12 protein-coding genes are annotated in these 21,273 nt (G+C 69.5%); 7 read left to right on the forward strand and 5 right to left on the reverse strand.

All coding sequences use genetic code 11. The features are described 5' to 3' along the window. Positions 1-126: 126 nt before the first annotated feature. The 3 genes from H6844_19825 (at position 127) to H6844_19835 (ending at position 10,170) form a co-directional block, all read left to right on the forward strand. Positions 127-5,070, forward strand: coding sequence for a hypothetical protein (locus H6844_19825; protein MCB9931652.1), 4,944 nt, complete (start codon positions 127-129; stop codon positions 5,068-5,070). Positions 5,071-5,176: 106 nt separating this feature from the next. Next, on the forward strand, positions 5,177-6,517 hold the full coding sequence (locus H6844_19830; GenBank protein MCB9931653.1) for an ATP-binding protein: 1,341 nt from the start codon (positions 5,177-5,179) through the stop codon (positions 6,515-6,517). After that, positions 6,514-10,170: a hypothetical protein gene (locus H6844_19835; GenBank protein ID MCB9931654.1), complete on the forward strand. Its 3,657-nt coding sequence runs from the start codon at positions 6,514-6,516 to the stop codon at positions 10,168-10,170. Before H6844_19830 ends, H6844_19835 begins: the two co-directional genes overlap by 4 nt. A gap of 39 nt (positions 10,171-10,209) precedes the next feature. Here H6844_19835 and H6844_19840 read toward each other — a convergent pair whose 3' ends face one another. The 5 genes from H6844_19840 to H6844_19860 are packed head-to-tail and all read right to left on the reverse strand — an operon-like array spanning position 10,210 to position 13,807. Continuing rightward, positions 10,210-11,022 (reverse strand): phytanoyl-CoA dioxygenase family protein, encoded by an 813-nt coding sequence (locus H6844_19840; protein MCB9931655.1) that lies wholly within the window; start codon positions 11,020-11,022, stop codon positions 10,210-10,212. Positions 11,023-11,057: 35 nt separating this feature from the next. Further along, on the reverse strand, positions 11,058-12,245 hold the full coding sequence (locus tag H6844_19845) for a class I SAM-dependent rRNA methyltransferase (protein MCB9931656.1): 1,188 nt from the start codon (positions 12,243-12,245) through the stop codon (positions 11,058-11,060). 2 nt (positions 12,246-12,247) lie between these two features. Beyond that, the gene (locus tag H6844_19850) at positions 12,248-12,838 is read right to left on the reverse strand and encodes a uracil-DNA glycosylase family protein (GenBank protein ID MCB9931657.1); all 591 of its coding nucleotides are present in this window, start codon (positions 12,836-12,838) and stop codon (positions 12,248-12,250) included. After that, positions 12,835-13,563: a YggS family pyridoxal phosphate-dependent enzyme gene (locus tag H6844_19855; protein ID MCB9931658.1), complete on the reverse strand. Its 729-nt coding sequence runs from the start codon at positions 13,561-13,563 to the stop codon at positions 12,835-12,837. Before H6844_19855 ends, H6844_19850 begins: the two co-directional genes overlap by 4 nt. A 49-nt stretch (positions 13,564-13,612) precedes the next feature. Next, on the reverse strand, positions 13,613-13,807 hold the full coding sequence (locus H6844_19860; protein MCB9931659.1) for a hypothetical protein: 195 nt from the start codon (positions 13,805-13,807) through the stop codon (positions 13,613-13,615). Between the two features lie 2,519 nt (positions 13,808-16,326). On the opposite strand from H6844_19860, the gene H6844_19865 reads away from it, so the two are divergent. From H6844_19865 to H6844_19880, 4 genes are all read left to right on the forward strand, one after another. Continuing rightward, positions 16,327-16,854, forward strand: coding sequence for a DUF3576 domain-containing protein (locus H6844_19865; GenBank protein MCB9931660.1), 528 nt, complete (start codon positions 16,327-16,329; stop codon positions 16,852-16,854). Positions 16,855-17,007: 153 nt separating this feature from the next. Next, the gene (locus tag H6844_19870; protein ID MCB9931661.1) at positions 17,008-19,596 is read left to right on the forward strand and encodes a leucine--tRNA ligase; all 2,589 of its coding nucleotides are present in this window, start codon (positions 17,008-17,010) and stop codon (positions 19,594-19,596) included. Further along, the gene (locus tag H6844_19875) at positions 19,583-20,089 is read left to right on the forward strand and encodes a hypothetical protein (GenBank protein MCB9931662.1); all 507 of its coding nucleotides are present in this window, start codon (positions 19,583-19,585) and stop codon (positions 20,087-20,089) included. Before H6844_19870 ends, H6844_19875 begins: the two co-directional genes overlap by 14 nt. Next, entirely contained in the window at positions 20,007-21,140 is a 1,134-nt protein-coding gene (locus H6844_19880; protein MCB9931663.1) for a DNA polymerase III subunit delta, read from the forward strand. Before H6844_19875 ends, H6844_19880 begins: the two co-directional genes overlap by 83 nt. Positions 21,141-21,273 lie beyond the last annotated feature (133 nt).

The raw sequence follows: 21,273 nt of genomic DNA on the forward strand, positions 1-21,273 counted from the left end.
GGCCCGTTCGCTTCCGCCGCGGCCATCAGCCTGGCCCGGCATTTCATCGACCATCTGGAGGTGCGCTTCGGCTGGCCCTGCCCGCCCGCCGACCGGGAGGCCGCCAGCGCCCTGGTGGAACGGCTGGTGCGCGACCTGCTGCCGGCGGTGGAGGACGCGCTCGACCTGGCCGCGGGCGAATTCGGCGACCTCATCCTGGACGATCTGGCGGTGCGCGTGCCGCCGCTTTCCGCCGACGGCATCCGCGAGCGCGACCGCACGGCCCTGCGCGACGCCCTGCTCGCCGCGATCCGCGAGGCGGCGGGCCGGCGGCGGACCCGGGAACGCGCGGCCGGTGGGCCGGCCCTTGCGTCGCAGCAGGGCGCGGGGGCGGCATCCCCTCCCGGCGGGGATCATCGCGCCGCCGCTGGCTCTGTCGGCCCTGCCGACCCTGCCGACGCGGAGGTGCCGGAGGCTCAAGCGCTCGCCGATTGGACGCCCGCCTGGCTGCTGGGCACTCCCGACCGCCCGGCGGCCGTGCTGGCGGCGCTGCGATCCGGGCGGATCGGGCTCGCGCGCCTGATCGAAGGCCGGTCGTTGGCGGACGTGCGGGTTTTGTACGCGGCGCTCTCCGCGGATGCGGCCGCCGGCAGCCTGCCCTCCGTCCCTGTCTCGGAAGCGGAATTGCGGGCGCGTCTGCAAGCGCTGGCGGGACTCCCGGCCACGAGCGAACAGCCGGCCATGGCTGCGAGCCGAGACCCTGGGTCGGGGGATTCGTCCCACGCGCTGGGCCCGTCGGCGGGCGGGACCGGTGCCGCAGCCGATCCCGCCGGACCTGAGGAAACGGCCGCGCGCGTGCTGCAACGGCTGCGGCAGGGGGAGCCATCGCTGGCGGCGTTGGTCGCGAACCAATCCGTCGAAGGCCTGACTGGCCTGTTCCGGCGGCTGGCCGCCGCAGCGATGGGCGAGGCGGAGGGAACCGCCATGGCCGAAGCCGCCGTCGCAATGGCGGCGGAGCGCACCCTCGGTGCAGCGTATTGGCGTCGGTTGCTGGAGGCCCTGGTCGACGCCGCGCCGCTCGACCTGGAACGGGCGGCCGCGATGGCCGCCCCGTCGCCGGACCGGCCGGCCCTCGGGGGTGGCAACCGGCCCGAACGCCCGCCCGGTGCCGCTTCGGGCCAATATCCGGTCATCGCAACGGGGGAGGACGGCGAGCGGCCCGCAGCCCTGCCCGCCGGGACGTCCCAAGCCCCCACGACCGATGGGCCACGGCCAGAGGAGCCGTCCGCCGGCGCGGATACGGAACCGGCGGTTCCGGAGGCCGCCCCGCTTGCGGCTGTCGATGCCGGGCGGTTGCTCCGGCACCTGCGGAGTGGGGCCATGACGCTCGATCCCCTGACGACCGGCCGGTCGGCGGAGGCGCTGGCGGCCCTGTTCCGGCGGCTGGCAGAAGCGGCGATGGGGGCGGGGCGGGCGGCCCCGCTGGTCGACGCCGCCACCGCTCTGGCGACGGATCAGGAGCTCGGAGCCGGTTATTGGCGCCACTTGCTGCATGCCCTGGGGAGGGACCAACCGCTGGACCTGGAGCGGGCGGCGGCAGCCGATTTGGCAGCCGGGCGCATCGACGCGTCGCCACTTTCCGCGGAACAAGACCGGCCGGCCCCCGGCGACAGCACGGCGAATCCGCCGGCGACCATGGCGGAACGAACCGCATCGAGCGATACCGGTGCCCTGGAAAGGGGGCCTCTGCCGGGCCGGCCTCACGCCGATGGAGCGGGCGTTAACGGTGAGGCGGCCCCGCCCGGCTCCCCGCCGCATCCGAGCGACCGGGGAGAGGCCGGCCGACAAGCGCCCCGCATCGGGGGCGGACCGGAGCGCGCGGCCATTGCCGGCGCGGCGGCTCCGGCAGGGGGGGCTTCGGAACCGCGCGACCCGGCGAGCGCCGATGCCGCCTTGCTGCTGCGCCGGTTGCGCAATGGGGCGGTGACGGTTGCGGCTCTGACCGACGGCCGGTCGAGCGAAACGCTGGCGGTTGAGTTCCGCCGCCTCACCGCCGCGGCGATGGGGGCGGAAGCGGCGGCCGCCGTGGCCGATGCCGCCACGGCCCTGGCTGCGGAGCAGGGGCTGGGAGCCGGCTACTGGCGCGCGTTGCTGCATGCGCTGGTGGCGGGCGCGCCGCTCGATCTGGAAGCCGCGGCCGAGGCCGAGGCGGCTCCGGGCGAGGTTGCGATACCGCCGCCCGATGGCATGGAGCGAAGGGCGGATGCGACAGCGGTCGCCGAGCGTCTGGCGCGCACCTATGACAGTTTCGATGCGCTGTTTCGAGGCGCGCTGGAGCCCGGCGGCCTGGCGGGAATCCTGGCGCGCCTGCCGGCGGCGCTGCGATTCCGTCTGGCGGGCGTGTTGGCCGCGGTGCCGGGGCTCGATGCGCTGGTGCTCGCCGACCGGTCGCTGCCGGAGCGCCAGGCCTTTGTCGGCGCCTTGGGTGGCTGGGCGTCCGCCCGGACGGACATCCATGCCCCGATGCCGGGCGAAGCCGACGCGTCGTCCCGGCCGTCTGTCGCAGAAAACGCATTGGCCGATACGGTCGCCGCGGTTCTGGTCGCGGGCCTCACCGAAGACGAGGACCCGGCGGTGCTGAGGGCCGGCCTGGGTGTGCTCGCACGGGTGGGGCCGGCCCGGCTTTGGCGGGCGTTGGCAGCGCTGCCGCTCGTCCGGCGGTTCGAGGCGGTGGAGCGGCTGGCGGCCCTGTTGCCCGAGCCGGACCTCGCCGCGTTTGCGCTGGCCGCGCCGCCTATGCCCGCCACAGTGGGACCGCCCGCGCGGCACGTGCCGCCCGCACCGATAGCGCCGACGGCGGCGGCCGCGCCGGCCGCGCCGGTCGTACCGGTCGTGCCGGTCGTGCCGGTCGTGTCGGCAACCGACCGGCCGGCGGCATGGCTCGAGCAGGCGGAAGCGGTTTGGGCCGCGCTGACCGTCAGGCGCCAGCCGTTCGGCACCGTCACGGTACGCCCCACCGACCGGTCCGTGTTCTGGCGGCGGCTGTTGCGTCTCCTCGCGGCGGGGGAGCGGCAAGAACTGGTCGCGGCGTTGGCGCTGGCGGCCGGGGCTCCGCAGGCCGATGGAGGTTCGCCCGCGCAGCCTCCGGGCGAGGCGGAAGCGGCGGCGGCCATCGTCGCCCGCTTGCAAATGCTCGCCGGTCTCCCGGCACTGGGCGGAATGGAGGAGGCGCTGCGTGAGGCGGGCCAGGCGGTCACGCAGGGGGCGGCCGCGGAGGCCGGGGAGGCCGGGGATCCGGGCCATACGGCCATCGCGTCGCGGCGGGCGGACGACGCGGAGGATGGCGGGACGCGAACCGGCGCGTCGGCGCATCCCGGCCCGGAGGATGACGGGTCGGAGGATGATGGGGCGGAGGATCACGAGGCGGCGCCCGCATCGGCCGCGGCGCCCGAAGAGCGTCCGGAAGCCGCGCCTGCCGGCAGGGCAGAGGCCCTGCTTGCGGGCTACCGCCTGCTGGCCGATTTGAGCACGGGAACGGTGGCGGACGGGGCGTTGCCGGCCGTTCTGGCCGCGCTCGGCGACCACGCCCCACTGGCCCTGTTGCGCTGGTGGCAGGAGACGACGGCCGAGCCGGGAGGGCTTGCCGCGGCGGTCTGGGAGCGCACGGCCGAGGACGTGCGGGCCATGCTGGCCGCGGCCGTCGCTCTGGTCCCGGCAGCATCGGATCATGCCGTTGACCCTGCCGTCGATGCGCCCGGTGCCAGCGCCGTCGCCGAGGCCCGCCGCCTGCTGGCGGAAGCGCAACCGGACCCGGCCGCCCTGCGGTCCGCCCTGGCCGCGCTGGCGTCCGATGTCGCTCCGACCGGCGAGGCGGCGCGTGCCGGTGCGCGACCGGCCCCCTCCGCCAGTGCAATCGATGCCGCTCCGGCCGGGGAGGCACCGCGGGCGGCGACCCGTCCCGTCGGGACCGACGGAGACGACGGTCCGGACGGGCGAGACCGAGCGGACGCCGCGACGCCGGCTGCCGGCTTCGACCTCCCGCAGATCCTGGCGGCGTCCCTGGCGATGGACCGGTCGACGGACCGGCCGGCGGATGGGCGGCAGCGGGCGGTCATGATGCGGGCGCTGCTGGCGCGCGCGCCCGGCCGGCTCGCGGATATCCTGCGCCGGTCGCCGCCGGAGGCCGCCATCGCGGCGGTCCTGGCGCTGTCGGAGGCGGAACGCGCGCGACTGCTCGCCCATCTGGCCCCCGCCGTGGCGGGAGAGGGGCTGGCAGCGCTGGAATGGATCGCCGGCGCCCTGTCACGGCCACGGATGCCGGTGCGGGCCGTGGCCTGGACGGCTTTGGCGGAACTGGCGCTGGCGCCGCCGCCCGACCGGATTGTCGAGCGCTATGGCCGCACCGTCCTTCGGCGCCTTGCCACGACCGGCCGGCTCGCGGACGGCGCGATGGCGCGGCAGTTGGCGACGGTGCTGGCGCCCGCGGCGGCCGATCCGGTCGCAAGGCGGCTGCGGGCCCTGGCGGAGCCGGAACCGGCACGGCCCATGCAGGGTACGGCGCCGGACAGCGGCGGCTGGTGGACCGACGATGCCGGCGTGGTGCTGATCGCGGTCTACCTGCCGCGGCTGTTCGAGATGCGGGGCCTGGTGGTCGACGGCGCTTTCGCGGATGACACGGCCTGCGCCAAGGCGCGGGCGCTGGTCCGGTACGCGGTCTGGGGCGAGGCGACGACGGACGCCCACCGGGACGATCCGGCCCCCCGTCGCGATTGCGTCGCCGCCCTGCTCTGCGGCCTCGATCCGAACCAGCCGCCCGCACCCGTCGCCCTGTCGGAGGAGGAGACGGGACTGATCGACGGCCTGTTGCAGGCGGTGGTCTCCAACTGGTCCGCCATCGGCAACACCTCGGTCGCCGGCTTGCGGGAAGCGTTTCTGCAACGTCCGGGTGTCGTGCGTCGCGAGTCCGAAAACTGGCGGTTGCGGGTGGAAAGTCGGGCCTATGACATGCTGATCGACCGGCTGCCCTGGGGGTACGGCACGATCCGGCATCGCTGGATGGAATGGCCGTTGCTGGTCGATTGGCGACCGTAACGGGAGCAAACGGTTGGATTTGCTCTTTTCTGTTGTGATCAAGTGTGGGAGGCTTCGACAGTCAAGTGCCTATCCTCCAATGTCTTAGCCGGATACCGAGAGGCCCATGCCCTCGATCGAACAGCACACGGCGCTGCTCCAGGCCGAACTGAACTGGCTGAGCCAAGCATTGGCAGCCCGTCTCTCCACGCATTTCGGCGAGGCGGCGGACTGGCCGGAGCCGCCGCCGCTGGCAGGGCTGGCGGGGCGGCCGGGCGCCTATGCCGATCTCGTGGCCGGGGCGGGGCTCGACGCCAATGCCCGGTTGGTTCTGGCGCTGGCGCTGGCGCCGCATCTGGGGCCGGAGCGGCTTGACCCGCTGTTCGTGCAGAATCCGGGCCTGGGGCGCGGCTTTTCCGAGTTCGGCGGCTGGCGCGGCACCCATCACAACGGCTTTTTGCCCACCGGCGAGACCGCGGCCTTCCTGGTGGCGGGCGCCGATCTGGCCGGGCGCGTTGCCGTGCAGAAGCTGTTTCGCCCGGACGGGGCCTTTCGCCGGCTCGACCTGGTGCGGCTGGAATCCGTGGGCGCCTACGAGCCGGAACTGAGCGGCGCCCTGACCGTGTCGCCGGAATGGGTGGAGCGGCTGACCACCGGCCATGCCCGCAAGCCGGACTACAGCCCCGACTTTCCGGCCAAGCGCCTGACCACCGGGCTGGAGTGGGACGACCTGATCCTGCCGCCGGAAGCCATGGTGGAACTGGCGCATATTCGCGGCTGGATGCAGCACGAGGGCCGGATCATGCGGGACTGGGGCTTTCAGCGGCTGCTGAAGCCCGGCTATCGCTGCCTGTTCTACGGCCCGCCCGGCACCGGCAAGACCCTGACCGCGGTGCTGCTGGGCAAGGCCCTGGGGTTGGACGTCTACCGGGTCGACCTCTCCATGCTGGTCTCGAAATATGTGGGCGAGACCGAAAAGAACCTGGCCCGGGTCTTCGACCAGGCGCAGAATCGCGACTGGCTGTTGTTTTTCGACGAGGCGGACGCCCTGTTCGGCAAGCGCACCCAGGCCAACACCTCGATGGATCGCTACGGCAACCAGGAAATCGCCTACCTGCTGCAACGGGTGGAGGATTATCCGGGCCTGACCGTTCTGGCCACCAACCTGAAGAGCAATATCGACGAGGCGTTTGCGCGGCGCTTTCAGTCGCTGGTCTATTTTCCGCTGCCCGATGCGGAACACCGTCTGGCGCTCTGGCGCGGCGCCGTCGGTACCGCGGTCGAACTGGGCGCGGACGTGCGCCTGGACGATCTGGCCGAGCGCTGCGAACTGGCGGGCGGCAACATCGTCAACGTGGTGCGCTACGCGGCCATCGCCGCGCTGAACGACGACCGCGAGGCGATCTCTCAGGCCGACCTGCTGGGCGGCGTGGGCAAGGAAATGCGCAAGCTGGGGCGGACGCTATGAACGGGATTGCGGGTTGGGTGGCGGTGACGCTGGCGCTGGCGGCCGGCCTGATCGGTCTCGCTTCCGGAGCCGGGGCGCAGCAGCCACAGGTCGCGCCGGCGCCGTGGCAGATGGAGCTCTACCGCGACGACTGCCGTCTGGTCGACGAGCTGAACCTGGCGGACCGGCAGGCGATCAATGCCAAGTCGCGCCCCTTCGTGCGCCAGGTGCAGCGCGGCATCCGCGCGGTCTACACCGCCGCCGACTTCCGACGCCTGGACGTGAACCGTCCCGAGCGCAATCTGAACGACGGGCTGTTCGGCAAGGAGACGCAGAAGGCGCTGCGGGCGTTTTGTGGCGATTTCCCGGTCCTCGCCCTCAAGGCCGATACCGCGCGCTGGGACGCGCTGTTTGCCTCGGCGCAGCATTTCGACCGGGTGAGCGAGGAGGACAGGCGCGACTGGCGGGCGGAGGTGACCACGGCGGCGGCGGTGGCAGCCTTCGCCGGCAGCGATGCCCTGCGGCTGCGGCTCGCGGGTCCGTTCGGGGTCGTGCGGCAGTTGCTGGGCAACGGCCAGGACTTGCAGACCGGCAGGGCGTCGGCGGCGGTGTGTGCGCCGGCCGCGGCACTGCCGGCCGCGCAGTTGGCGGTCTATCGCGATCTGCTGCCCGTGTTGCTGGGGCGGACCGTGTCGGACGACGGCGCGGCGGCGGCGGCGTTTTGCGAAGCCTACCGCGTGACCGGCTCGGCCGCGAGCGCGGCGGCGGATACGTTGGCGGCGCTCTCGCATTATGCGCAGTTGCAGGTGATCGACCCCCAGGCCGTGGCGACGATTCGCGACCCGCGTTTCGGCCGCTGGGTGACGGCGAAGGGCGACGATCCCTTGCCCTACCATCGCCTGTTGCGGCTGGCCGGTTCGGTGCCGGTGGTGCTGGCATTGCTGGCGGAATACCGCGAATCGGGGGGCGGCTCCGACCAGCCCGCACCCGACACGCCGCCCACGCCCGACCCGGTGGATGCGGCCGAGAAGGGGCTGCCCGCCAGTTGTTCGCTGACGGCCGGGGCCCGGTATTTCGAACTGACCGCGGAAGACGTGAAAGCCATTGCGGGGCGGGAAAAACTGGTGGAGGCGGTCTCGAAGCTCGCCGGGACCCAGGCGCGGGATGTCGGAGCGGCCGCCGACGAAGTGGCCAAGGCGGTGCCGGGCCTCGATCAGTGCAACCGGGACTATGTCGCCCAGGTGCTGAAGAGCGACGCCGAAACGGTGAAAACCTACGAACTGGTCGACAACGGCTTCGCCAGCGGTCCGCTGTTCTCTCTGCCGAACAGCGCCCGCACCGCGTTGCAGGCGCTGGCGAAACTGCCGCCGCCGGACACCCGCTCCGCACTGACCAACCAGATCGGGCAGATTCTGGCGGAAGCGTTGCAGCAGAAGGCGGAGACCGAGGCCGGCCGCTATGCCGCCCAGGCGGCCGCCCGCGCGGTCCCGGTCGCGGCCAAGCCGGCGCCACCGCCGGCAGCCGGAAACACACCCGCGTCCGGGCAGGATAACGGCGGCGCGACGGGTGGGGGCACGACGGGTGGCGGCACGACGGCTTCGGTGGCGGCGGCTTCGGCGGCGGCGCCAACAACCCCGGCGCCCTCGCCGCAAGCCTCGCAGCAGTCCGCACAACAGCAGTGGACGCTTCCCGGCACCATTGCCTCGGACCTGAAGGCGAACGGGGTGCCCGCGGCGGCGGCCAATGCCATCGGCAAGCTCGCGAAACAGCCCTTCGATTCGGTTGAGGCGCTGACGAAACAGGCGACCCTGGCCGCGGCGGGCGTTCTGGTCCAGCAGAACAGCGCCCAGTCCGACGCCTTCGCCAAGGCGGTGGAGGCCCAGATCCAGACCGTCGACGGCGTGGTGCTGGGCGACAAGGCCATGACGGCGCTGCGGACCATGCCGGCCCTGCGCAGCATCGACCCCAAAACCCTGGCCGAGGCCGCGCCGCTGGAAGGCGTGAGCTTCGCCGATCACGCCCTGTTCGAACGGGCGGCGCTCGACCCGCTGAACCGGCAGGCCGAGGCAACCACGATCCCCGCGGATCTGGGCGACCTGACCCTGGCCGCCCGCAAGCATCCGCGCGTGGCGGACAAGGTGGACCCGCTGGCCCTCACCGTGCCCGCCGATTGCGGCTGCGTCCCCTGGGATCTTCTGGCCGACCGCGACGTCTATGGCTTCTACCCCTATTGGACTGCGAAGGCGGGCGAGGCGGCGCCGCCGGCGGTCGATCTCAGCCTGTTCTCGCGCGTGGCCTATTTCGGCGCCCGGGCGGAGTTCGACCCCAGGTCCGGCGATTACACGATTGCCGACTGGGCCGACTGGGACCCGGCGCAGGAGGCGCCGGATGGTGACGGCGTGGCGGGCTTCATCGAGGCCGTGCACCGGCACAATGCCAAGGCCGATCTGGCGCTGATCCTGGATCAGTGGACGGCGATCCGGACTGACGGCGCGAACAAGACCGACCTGGCGCCCCTGACCGACGCGGTGAGCGCCCGCCTCGTGCCGCCATCCGGGTTCGGGACGGCGGTGTGGAATATGGTGAACTCCCTGGGGGCGGTGAACGGCTTCCTGGAAGCGCCGCTCGACGGCGTTACCCTGTATTTCCCGGATATGGCGGATGCGGTCGGGACCGGCAATCGGGCCGACCCCGTGGCCGCGGCCGCGAAGGTGGCGGCGATTGCCCGCGCGGTGCGGGCGGCCCTGCCGGCGGGCACGACCCTGAACATCGCCTTTGCCCTGCCGATCGGCAGCACGGAGGACCTGCGGAACGCGGACACGATCTGGTCGATCCGCAAGCGTATCACCCTGCTCTATATGGGACTTTCGGACCTGATCCGGGCCCAGGCGGACCAGGCCGCGCCGGTCGATCTGGTGCTGGTGTTGCTGAACCGGCCGACGACGGACACGAAAAAGCTGCTGGTCCGCGGCATCCAGGACGCGTTCGCGGGCGAGGTGCGGCGCAACATGCTGCGCAAGACCGTCGCCGTGATCGGCCCGGGCGGGCTGAAGGACATCTACAGCGACGTGCCCGTTCTGGTGGACGGCAAGCGGAAGCTGCAACCGGAGACGATGGACTACGGCCAGTACGACGACGATCTCAGCTATTTCCGGGACAATTTCCGCGGCGTCGGCTTCTGGCCGATGCCGACAGCGGCCGGGGCCGACAATGCCGCGGTCAGCGCCCTGTTGCGCCAGCATTTCTGGACCGGCGATGACGAAGCCGCCACGGCACCGGCCGAGACGGCGGGGGCGGGGCTGTTCGGCGCCGTTGCCGCCGCCCTGGCGCCGGTGGGGACGGCCGTGGCCTCCGTCATTGCCAGCGTGGCCGAATGGGTCTGCACCCATCGCATCCTGGTGCGCTTCATCGCGGCGCTGCTGCTGGCGGGGCTGATCGTGCTGGCGCTGCTGTCCTATTTCCGCTGCGCCATCTGCATGGGCATCGCCCGCAAGCTGCGCATTCCGCCGATCGGAGCAGCGGCGCTGGCCGGGGTCTGGGCGCTGCTGGCGATCTTCGATCCGCTGTTCGCGCCCAACGTGGTCGCCTGGCTGCTGGCGCTGGTGCCGCTGGCGCTGCTCTACAACGCCGCCTTCGGCTACATCTTCCGCATGCAGCGGCCCGACGATCCCTGAGCGCCAACGATCCCTGAGCGCTGCCTGGGGGGGCCGGCCTCAGGTCTCGCGGTACATGACCTTGTCGCGCGCGCCCTGGATGTCGCGCCAGTGCGCCAGGTCTTCGGCCAGGAACACGCCGGAGGGCGGGCGGCATTCGCGGAAATGGTGGAAGCGGTCCTGGCCCCGCACCAGCATCGCCGCCATGTCGGCGCCCGCGATCTGGCGCATGCCGGCCGGGATATAGCGGATGGCGAGGCCGATGCGCCGGTCGTCCGACCGGTTGGCGTGGCTCGCATGAAACACGCGGCCATGGTGCAGCGAGAACTGTCCCGGCTGCAACACCACATCGCGCGCTTCGCTCTCGTCCACCTCGACCGCCAGTTCCTGGCCGCGGGTTAGCAGATTGCCCTCCGCATGGGTGTCGACATGGTCGACCACCTGGCGGTGCGAGCCGGGGACGAAGCGCATGCAGCCGCTTTCCACCGTCGCCGGGCTGAGCGCGACCCAGGCGGTGACCTCGTCGTCGGCGGCCAGGCCCCAATAGTGCAGGTCCTGGTGCCACGAGACATAATGTGGGGTCTGCGCCTCCTTGATGAAGAAGGGCGGGTCCAGCACCAGCAGATCCTCGCCCAGAATGGCGGCGACCGTGTCGGTGATCGCCGGCAGGCGGGTGATCTCATCGACGAAGGGCAGGACGAGATTGGGATAGCGGCGCAGGCATTTGCGCAACGCCGGCTCGGCCGCGAACCGGGCTTCCGCCGCCTCCAACTGGCCGCGATAGCCGGCCGCCGCGGCCGGTGTCATGGCGGTAAGCGGCGTGACGAAGCCGTCGCGCGCGAAGCGCTCCCTCAGGTCAGTGGGGTGGGGCATGGCGGCGGGATCCCTGTTGATCGGACGGGGCTTTTTCAGTCCAGATTCAGGAGAAGCGCCTTCAGATAGGCGCTCTCCGGCAATTGCGGATGGGTCGGGTGGTCCGGGCTGGCGCCGGTGGTGCGCAGCACGCGCGCGGTGCGGCCGGCCTCGAACACGCCGCGGGTGGTCTCGGCGGTGAAATTGGCGACGTCCACCGTGTGCGAGCAGGAATTGGCCAGCAGGAAGCCGCCGGGGGCGACGAGCCGGGCCGCCTGCCGGGCCAGCTTGCGATAGCCGCGCAGTGCCGGTTGCAGGTCCTTCCGGGATTTGGCGAAGGCCGGCGGGTCGATCACCACCACGTCGAACCGACGCTTTTCGGCGGCATAGGCGTCGAGTGCGTCGAACACCTCGCCGCGCTGGGTCGAAACCCGCTCGGCGAGGCCGTTGCGCGCCGCGGCTTCCGCCGCCAGCGCCAGCGCCGGCTCGGACCGGTCCAGCAAGGTGACCGCGGCGGCGCCGGCCTTGGCGGCCAGCAGGCCGAAGCCGCCCAGATAGCAATAGGCGTCCAGCACGCTCGCGCCCGGCGCCAGCGCCGCGACCATGGCCCGGTTCAGGCGCTGGTCGTAAAACCAGCCGGTCTTCTGGCCGCCGGCGACGTCCGACAGGTAGACGACGCCGTTCTCCAGGATTTCCAGCGGGCTCGGCGGCTGGCCGAAGGCGGTCTCCACCGTTTCCGGCAGCTTTTCCAGGCTGCGCTGGGCCGAATCGTTGCGCAGCAGCAGCCAGTCCGGCTGCACTGCCTGACGCAGGCCGTCGATGACCGCGTCGCGGTGGCGGTCCATGCCGGCGGTGTTGAGCTGGCAGACCAGACCCGGGCCGAACCGGTCGACGATCAGGCCCGGCAGGCCGTCGGCCTCTGCATGGATCAGCCGGTGGAACGGCTCGGGGAACAGCTTCGCCCGCCAGGCGGCGGCGCGCTGCACCCGTTCGGCGACAAAGGCGGCGTCGAACGGCCGGTCGGGCCGGCGGTCCAGCATGCGCGCCACCGCCAGGGTGTTGGCCGAGAAAAACGCCGTGCCCATGACCTCGCCGCCGCTGTTGGCCACGGTCACCAGCGAGCCCGGCGGCAGCGCCTTGACCTCGGCCGTCATGGCGACCTCGTTGGCATAGATCCAGGGATGGCCCAGCTTCGCGCGCTTGTGCTTGCCGGGCAGGACGGTGATGCGCGGCAGGTCGGACATGGTTACGCTTTCAGGAGTTGGGAAACGCGGGCGCGTAGCGCCGGCAGGGCTTCGGCCTCGAACCAGGGGTTCTTCGTCAGCCAGTGGTTCACGCGCCAGCTCGGATGCGGCGTCGGCCAGAGATCGGGCCCGTACTCTTCCCATGCCCGGACGGTGTCGCCAAGGGTGCGTTTGCGCGCGCGGCCCAGATAGTGCGCCTGGGCGTACTGTCCGACCAGCAGGGTCAGGCGCACGCGCGCCAGATGCGGGCGCAGGCGCGGGTGCCAGTGCGGCGCGCATTCCTTGCGCGGCGGCAGGTCGCCGCCCTTCGGCGCGCGGCCCGGATAGCAGAAGCCGGACGGCATCAGCGCGATGCGGGTCGGGTCGTAGAACGTGTCGCGGTCGACTCCGAGCCAGTCCCGCAGCCGGTCGCCGGACGGGTCGTTGAAGGGAATGCCGGTCTCGTGCACCTTGGTGCCGGGCGCCTGGCCGATGATCAGAATGCGCGCATCGGGATGCAGTTGCACCACCGGCCGCGGCCCGAGCGGCAAATGCTCGGCGCAGATGCGGCAGGCCCGCACCTCCGCCAGCAGCCGGTCGAACCCTTCGCTCACCGATGCAGCCGTTCGCCGAAAATGGCGCTGCCGACCCGGACCTCGGTCGCGCCCAGCGCCACCGCCTGTTCGTAATCCGCGCTCATGCCCATGGAGAGTTTCTCCAGGCCGTTGCGCCTGGCGATGTCGGCCAGAAAGGCGAAATGCGGTGCCGGCACGTCGTCGGCGGGCGGGATGCACATCAGCCCGACGATGGGAAGCCGGTAGTCCTCGCGGCAGGCCTTGATGAAGGCATCGGCGTCTTCCGGCAGCACGCCGGCCTTTTGCGGCTCGCTGCCGGTGTTGACCTCGATATAGCAGGGCAGGCGGCGGCCGGTCTCGTCGAACAGGCGCGCCAGCGTCTGCGCAAGGCGCTGCCGGTCGACCGTGTGGATCACGTCGAACAACTGCACCGCCACCCGGGCCTTGTTGGTCTGCAACGGCCCGATCAGGTGCAATTGCACGTCGGGGAAGCGCTCACGATAGGCCGGCCAGCGCCCCTCGGCTTCCTGCACCCGGTTCTCGCCATAGACGCGCTGGCCGGCCAGCAGGGCGGCCAGAATGCGTTCCTCCGGCTGCATCTTGCTGACGGCGATCAGGGCGACCGCCGCCGGGTCGCGGTCTGCGTCGCGCGCGGCCTGGGCGATGTGGGCGTGGACCGCCTCCAGATTGGCCCGCACCTGGGCAACAATTTCGGGGGCAACGATTTCGGGGGCGGCGGCTTCGGGGGATGGGGTGTCGGTCATAGCGGCCTCGCATGGGAGGGGAAACGAATCGGAACGGCAGCCATCGCCATCACTTGCCCCCGTCCCGGATTTCGCCGTTCGGGCCCAGATAGCCGAAATGCTCCAGCACCTCGCGGTGGTCGATGGCGATCTGGCGTGCCTGGGCCTCGCTCTGCACCTCGCGCCAGCCGCCGACCTGGCCCTTGCGGAAGAACCGTTCCGCGGACTTTGGCAGGGAGCCACAGGCGCAGAGCAAAGAGGCCATGAAATGGGATCTTATACGCAGATAGGTTGTGGAACCGGCAAGACTGATGCTGGCGCTGGCAGATACGGCATGGTGTCGAGAACAGTTTCTAAATCATATGGGCAGGGCCACTGTCAGCGAACAGCAGCATAGTCGCAATCGGCAATTTCCGCAACAACGTAGCGATAGAAATTCGTTAATGGTGTAACTCAACGGTGGTGAACACTGGTGACGCGGCGAGGATTTTACCTTGCTGCTGCCAAGTGAGATGGACCGTCCGTGTCACCGTAATCGGATGAGAACTTCGGCGATGCGCTCGATCACCGCTGCGGGGAGGGTGCGAAGAGGAACTTACCGGTGGGAAAAAAGTCAAGCGCAGTCGTTCCGCACGTATTATGGGTTTAGCATTAGGGGCCATAGAATGGACTTGGCGGTATGCCGAAGGACTTCAGGAGCTCGGTCTCAAAGTCCTGGCGCCGTCGATGTTATGGCGTGCCAACATCAGCAGCCAGATCACGATGGTATGATCAAACTTTTCCACCGTTTCCTTTCAGCTGAACCAGAGTGGACACAAATCCAAGAATGGTTGGTCGCAAAAATATCATGCGTTGCGCCTGCAGACAACGGTGATGGATTGTGGACTGCGGAATTTAGCGAGGGCATGGGTATCAGGCATTGCAATTAACAGTCACCTGGGGCTTGGGTCCGGGAACGCGCAACAGGCGCTTCCAAAATTCGCGGTGCGCCACTGTTCCCAACAATGGCAGGGCAGCGAAACGGGCTGACGTTCAGAAGCGCTCGCTGGCGACGATAGCATTTCACGAACGGGCCTATGTTCGTCAAATAGGTTGACCGGCTTCACCTTTCTGTTGCGTGCTTCGATGCATTGGAATATCGAACCGGGTTGAGCGTTTGGCCGGAAGGCAACAGATCGTGTTTTCAGAAACCATCAATTGCCCGTACTTGGATCGAGGTTGCGGTTTCGACACTGTTGACAATAAGAATTTTATCGCATAAAAGAACGAATCTGTCCGCGTTCCTCCTGAATTCAAAGACCATGTATTTGGGATCGGAACTTAGAACTGTGCGATACCGCCAACGGCGAGCCCGTCATAGTCTTCATAACGCCAGTTTGCATCGTCGCTCTTGACTTTATGAATGCGGCCGCGCCGCTGTACCAGGCCGAGCATATTTGCGCCAAGCAGCAGAAGTAAACTTTGCGCCCGATGTCCCGATCGGCGTCATCCCCCAGTTGCCGCCTTGGGTCCAGCCATACGCACGCTCCACAACGACGCCCATCGGACCGTCTTCGCTGGAAGGCCAGCCGCGATCCGTCCAAAATCAACTCGACGATCAGCGCCTGATGATAGCCAGTTTTGTTGTTCGTAAACAGCGGCTGCTGGCCGTTCTGGTGGTTGCCAGCCCAGCGTGCCGGTGAAGCCGCCACTGCTGACACGCGCAGGCCCAGCGCCGCGCTGAACCTCGTCTTCGCCACTGGTGTATGCCAGCCGCGGCTTTGTTGGCGTCGATTTCGGATCCTTGTATGCGTGCGGAAGCCGACTGGGCCCTACATTCACGTTGTCGAAATCCTGCACCGAATTAATCGCGCCGGAAAAATTCCCTCGTGAAGCCGGTGGCCTCCAGCATTTGATCGTTCACCGCCTCGTTTAGTGCGACCGTCGGTGTCCTGGCGACCTTCGCGCAGACCGATCACAGAAGCCCTCGATGGCAGCGAAATCAGATCTTCTGGCTGTCATTATCGACCGTCACCATGCGCGGGGTACAGGGTGGCCGACGTGCCGAGAACCAGTATGCAACATCGCCGTCTTCGGTAATACCCTGGTCGTTGTCACGACGCCGCCAGGTGGGTGATAGGCCGCGCCGTTTTCGAACCAGCAACTCGCCGAAGTCGCCCACGCGTAGCAGATATGTTTCCATCGATCTGGTCGGCGGACGTTTCGGATCGAGCTGAACGTTAACGCGGTGAGTCAGGCCGTTATCGTGTGGTCGAGCCGGTGAAGTCGTTCAGATCGGTCTGGATATCTAGATCGGTCGCATACCGCTCCGGGTTTGCCGGCAGTATCAGCGTCAGCATCCTGCGTGATAAAAGCCGACCCATTTGCTCCCTTACACGAGCCACCGGCCTGATTTCGATCGGCAGCTGGCGAAATGCTGATGACCGGCACCCAGCGCGACCGCGCCGTTGGTATGAAGTTCTTTCGCTGTCAAACTGCCGATTGATGGTTGGCTATGGTGGCGCCGGTGGTCGTATTTGTTGCCGAACAGGCACGTTTTGCCAGCATGCCAGCACGAAGAACGATACCGGGAGAAACGGGTACAGTCGCCAGCACCCGCGGTGGGCTGGAAACAACAGTGCGAAGTGGCAGGTCAGCAGTTAGGAATGCTGTTCCCAATCGCCAGCCTGTGCTATTGGCTGCCGGGAGTCGGTCGCCCCGGACGGTGGCGGCCCTGCCAGAGCCCATCGACTGATCAGGTTCCCTTCAACGGACGGGAGCCTGCGGAGCGAGACCACCGCCGCCATGAATTTCAGACTATTGCTTCTCGCCGCCGCCGTTGGCCTTGCCGGCTGCTCCGGAACCGAAGACGTCAAGTACGAGTATCCGAACGCCAGCCGCGGCAAGACCAACTTCTATGCCAAGGACCAGGAAGGCCTGTTCGGCAAGGGCGGCATCAGCATACTTGGCGGGGATGAGGCCGGGAATCAGCCCGGCGGCGGCTCCGGCATCGCCGTCAATTCGTTCCTGTGGCGCGCCTCGCTCGACACCGTGTCGTTCATGCCGCTGGCGTCCGCCGATCCGTTCGGGGGCGTGATCATCACCGATTGGTATTCCGCCCCGGACGTGCCGAACGAACGCACCAAGATGCAGATCTATATCCTGGATCGCGAACTGCGCTCGGACGGGCTGCGCGTCTCGGTGTTCCGCCAGCGCCTGGACGACGGGCGCTGGGTGTCCGCGCAGGTCAGCCCGCGCACCACGCGCCAGATCGAGGACAGCATCCTGACTCGTGCCCGCGAATTGCGGGTCAAATCCGCCTCCGAGAGCTAGACCCGACCCGATTCGTCGCTCGGGGGCGATGCCACGGGTGGCGAATCGGGGCGCGCAAACCGGGGCCGCGGCGGTGCCGCCCCTTGCGCCGCCGCCCCATCCGGGCCATGCAAGGCGCCCGATCCAGGAATCCAGCATCCGAACCAGGCACACATGGCACGCTATAACCCCAGAGAAACCGAGGCGAAGTGGCAGCAGCGCTGGCACGACGCCGGCACCTTCCGCGCCGAGGCCGACCCGGCGCGTCCCAAATATTACGTGCTGGAGATGTTTCCCTACCCCTCCGGCCGCATCCATATGGGCCATGTGCGCAATTTCACCCTGGGCGACGTGGTGGCGCGCTACAAGCGGGCGGCGGGGTTCAACGTGCTGCACCCGATGGGTTGGGATTCCTTTGGCCTGCCGGCGGAAAACGCCGCCTTCGAGGCCAAGACCCATCCGGGCGTCTGGACCCGGCAGAACATCCAGACCATGAAGCGCCAGCTCCAGTCCATGGGCCTTGCCTATGACTGGAGCCGCGAACTCTCGACCTGCGAGCCGGACTATTACAAGCACGAACAGGCGATGTTCCTGGACTTCCTGGAGAAGGGCCTGGCCTATCGCCGCGAAAGCTGGGTGAACTGGGACCCGGCGGAAAACACCGTTCTGGCCAACGAGCAGGTGGTGGACGGCAAGGGCTGGCGCTCGGGCGTGCCGGTGGAGCGGCGCAAGCTCAGCCAGTGGTTCCTGAAAATCACCCATTACGCCGACGACCTGCTGGCCGAGATCGCCAACCTGCACCGCTGGTCCGACCGGGTGCGGGCGATGCAGGAAAACTGGATCGGCAAGAGCCACGGCGCCTATGTGCGCTTCCGCCTCGCCAATGCCGACGCCAGCCCGCGCCCCGACCGGATCGAGGTGTTCACCACACGGCCGGACACGCTCTATGGCGCCAGCTTCATCGCCGTCGCCGCCGACCATCCGCTGGCGGCCGAAGTGGCGGAGCGCGATGCCAAGGCCGCGGCCTTCATCCAGGAATGCCGTGCCCTCGGCACCTCCGAAGCCGCGATCGAGCAGGCGGAGAAACAGGGCTACCGCACCGGCCTGGTCGCCGACCACCCCTTCGTCGAAGGGCTGCGCCTGCCGGTCTATATCGCCAATTTCGTGCTGATGGACTATGGCACCGGCGCGATTTTCGGCTGCCCGGCGCACGACCAGCGCGACCTGGACTTCGCCCGCAAATACGACCTCTCGGTGCTGCCGGTGGTGCTGCCGCCGGGCGAGGACCCGGCCACGTTCCGGGTCGGCGACGAGGCCTATGTCGGCCCCGGCAAGATCTACAATTCCGACTTCCTGAACGGGCTGGAGGTCGACGACGCCAAGCGGACGGTGGGCGAGCGCCTCCAGGACCTGGGCGACGGCGAGCCGACCACCGTGTTCCGCCTGCGCGACTGGGGCGTCTCGCGCCAGCGCTACTGGGGCTGTCCGGTGCCGGTGATCCATTGCGGCGATTGCGGCATCGTGCCGGTGCCGAAGGCCGACCTGCCGGTGACGCTGCCGGACGACGTCACCTTCGACAAGCCGGGCAACCCGCTGGACCATCACCCGACCTGGAAGAATGTCGCCTGCCCCTGCTGCGGCCAGCCGGCCCGGCGCGAGACCGACACGTTCGACACCTTCTGGGAATCGAGCTGGTATTTCCTGCGCTTCTGCGACCCGCAGAACGACGCGGAGCCGTTCAGCCGCGCCGCCATCGACTACTGGATGCCGGTCGACCAGTATATCGGCGGCGCCGAGCACGCGGTGCTGCACCTGCTCTATTCCCGCTTCTTCATGCGGGCGTTGAGCGATTGCGGCTATGCCGACCTGAAAGAGCCGTTCTCCGGCATGTTCAACCAGGGCATGGTGCTGCACGAGACCTACCGCGACAATGACGGCACCTGGCTGCTGCCGGAGGAGGTGGAAAGCCAGGGCGGCGCCACGATCCGGGTTGCCAGCGGCCAGCCGGTCCGCGTCGGCCGTTCCGAGAAAATGTCGAAGTCGAAGAAGAACGTGGTCGATCCGGAGGCGATCATCGCCGCCTACGGTGCGGACACGGCCCGGTTCTTCATGATGAGCGACTCGCCGCCGGATCGTGATCTGGAATGGACCACGGGCGGCGTCGACGGCGCCTGGCGCTTTCTCAACCGCGTCTGGCGGCTGGTGACCGAGCCGGCGGTGCCGCCGGTTGCGGTTGGCGAACCGCTGCCGAACCAACTGTCCGACGCGGCGCTGGCGCTGCGCAAGGCGGCGCACAAGGCGCTGGCGGCGGTGACGCAGGACCTGGACCGCTTCCACCTCAACGCCGCGGTGGCGCAGATCCGCACGCTGGCCAACACCATCGCCGACGTGAAGGACGCGCAGGCCGGCGAGGCCGGTCTGGCCTGGGCCATGCGCGAGGCGCTGGAAACCCTGGTCCAGACCGTCGGGCCGATGGCGCCGCATCTGGGCGAGGAAGCCTGGGCCGAACTCGGCCATTCCACCCTGCTGGCCGACCAGCCCTGGCCGGAAGCGGACCCGGCACTGGTGGTCGACGACACCGTCACCGTCGCGGTGCAGGTGAACGGCAAGACGCGAGGAACCATCGACCTGAAACGGGATTGTGCCAAGGACGAAGCGGAGACGGCGGCGCTCGCGCTGGCGGCGGTGCAACGGCAACTGGACGGCAAGGCGCCCCGCAAGGTGATCGTCGTGCCGAATCGGATCGTCAATGTGGTGGCTTAGGCGCATCGCCCTGCTGCTCGGCGTGCTGGCCCTGGCCGGCGCGCAGGGCGGCTGCGGCTTCCAGCCGGTCTATGGCGGCGGCGAGAGCGGCGCGGCCAGCAGCGAGTTGCGCACGGTTGCCGTGGACACCGTGCCCGACCGGGTCGGCCATCGCCTGCGGGCCGAACTGAACCGCCAGTTCGCGAACGATGGCGTGCCGAGCCGCTATCGCCTCGCCATCAAGCTGGACGACCGCAGCACCGTCACCGCCATCGACCGCGACGACAGTGTGCGCCGGCGCAATCTGCGACTGGTGGCGGCGATTGCGCTGATCCCGGACGGCGAGAAGACTCCGGTCTTCCGGCGGACCCTGATCACCGACGCCGGCATCGATCAACTGCCGTCCGATTTCGCGACCCTGGTGGCCGAGGATGCGGCGGAGCAACGGGCGGTGGACCGGCTTGCGCGCGATATTCGGCGCTCGCTCGCGGTGTATTTCGCCCGCCAGCGCTAGGGCGGGCGGTTTCGTGGTCAAGGTCGCCCCCCGCAGCAGCGCCCGGTTCGTGGCCGCCCCGCCCGCGGAGGCGGCGGTGGTGCTGATCTTCGGTCCCGACCGCGGCCAGGTGGCCGAACTGGCCCAGACCCTGGTCCGGACCGTGGCGGACGACCCGACGGACCCGTTCCGGGTCGCCGATCTGGCGCTGTCCGCGCTTCAGGACGACCCGGCCCTTCTGGGCGACGAGGCCCGCTCGATGTCGCTGACCGGCGGCCGGCGGGCGGTGCGGGTGCGCGGCGCCGCCGATGCCCTGACCAAGCAAGTGAGCGCCTATCTGGACGATCCCTCGCCGGACGCGGTGATTGTGCTGGAAGGCGGTGAATTGCAGGCGCGCTCCAGCCTGCGCAAGCTGGCCGAATCCCACGCGCGCGCCGCCGCCATCGCCTGCTATCCGGACGAGGGCGCCAGCCTCACCCAGCTGGTAACCGAGACGCTGGCGGCCCATGGCGTGCGCATCGCACCGGATGCGCTGCGCTATGTCGGCCAGCAATTGGGCAGCGACCGTCAGGCGAGCCGCAACACGCTGGAGAAGCTGGCGCTCTATGCGGGCGATGGCGGGCAGGTCAGCCTGGAGGATGCGGAACAGGCGGTGGGCGATATCGGCGAGTCCAATCTGGATGCGCTCGCCCAGGCGGTCGCGACCGGGCAGAGCGGCGAGGCGCAGCGGCTGGTGCAGCGGTTGTTTGCCGACGGCACCAATCCGGTGCAGGTGCTGCGGGGGCTGGTCCGCCATTTCGGCCGCATTGCCGAGGCCCGCGCCCATGTCGATGCCGGGATGGAGGCGGAGGCGGCGGTGGGCAATCTGCGGCCGCCGGTGTTCTACCGCGCCAAGCCGGGCATGGTGGCTGCCGCCCGCGGCTGGACCACGCCCCGCCTGCAAACCGCGCTCGACCGGCTGTTGCGGGCCGAGATCGACTGCAAGACCACCGGCATGCCGGCCGAACTGATGTGCGCCCGCGCCGTGCTGGCGCTGAGTGCGGCGGCGCCGCGGCAGCGCGCCCGGCGCTGAGACGGGTGCTGGGAGGGGCGGGCCAAGGCACGGCGATTCTTGTGCCCGCTGCACGCTTCGGGCTGGAGCGCGGGGCAGAGATGCGTTAGCCTTTCGTCTAATGCGTCCTGGCGGGACGCGTCCCAAGGTTCAG

It is taken from the genome of Alphaproteobacteria bacterium (assembly GCA_020638555.1).
Lineage (GTDB): Bacteria > Pseudomonadota > Alphaproteobacteria > Bin95 > Bin95 > JACKII01.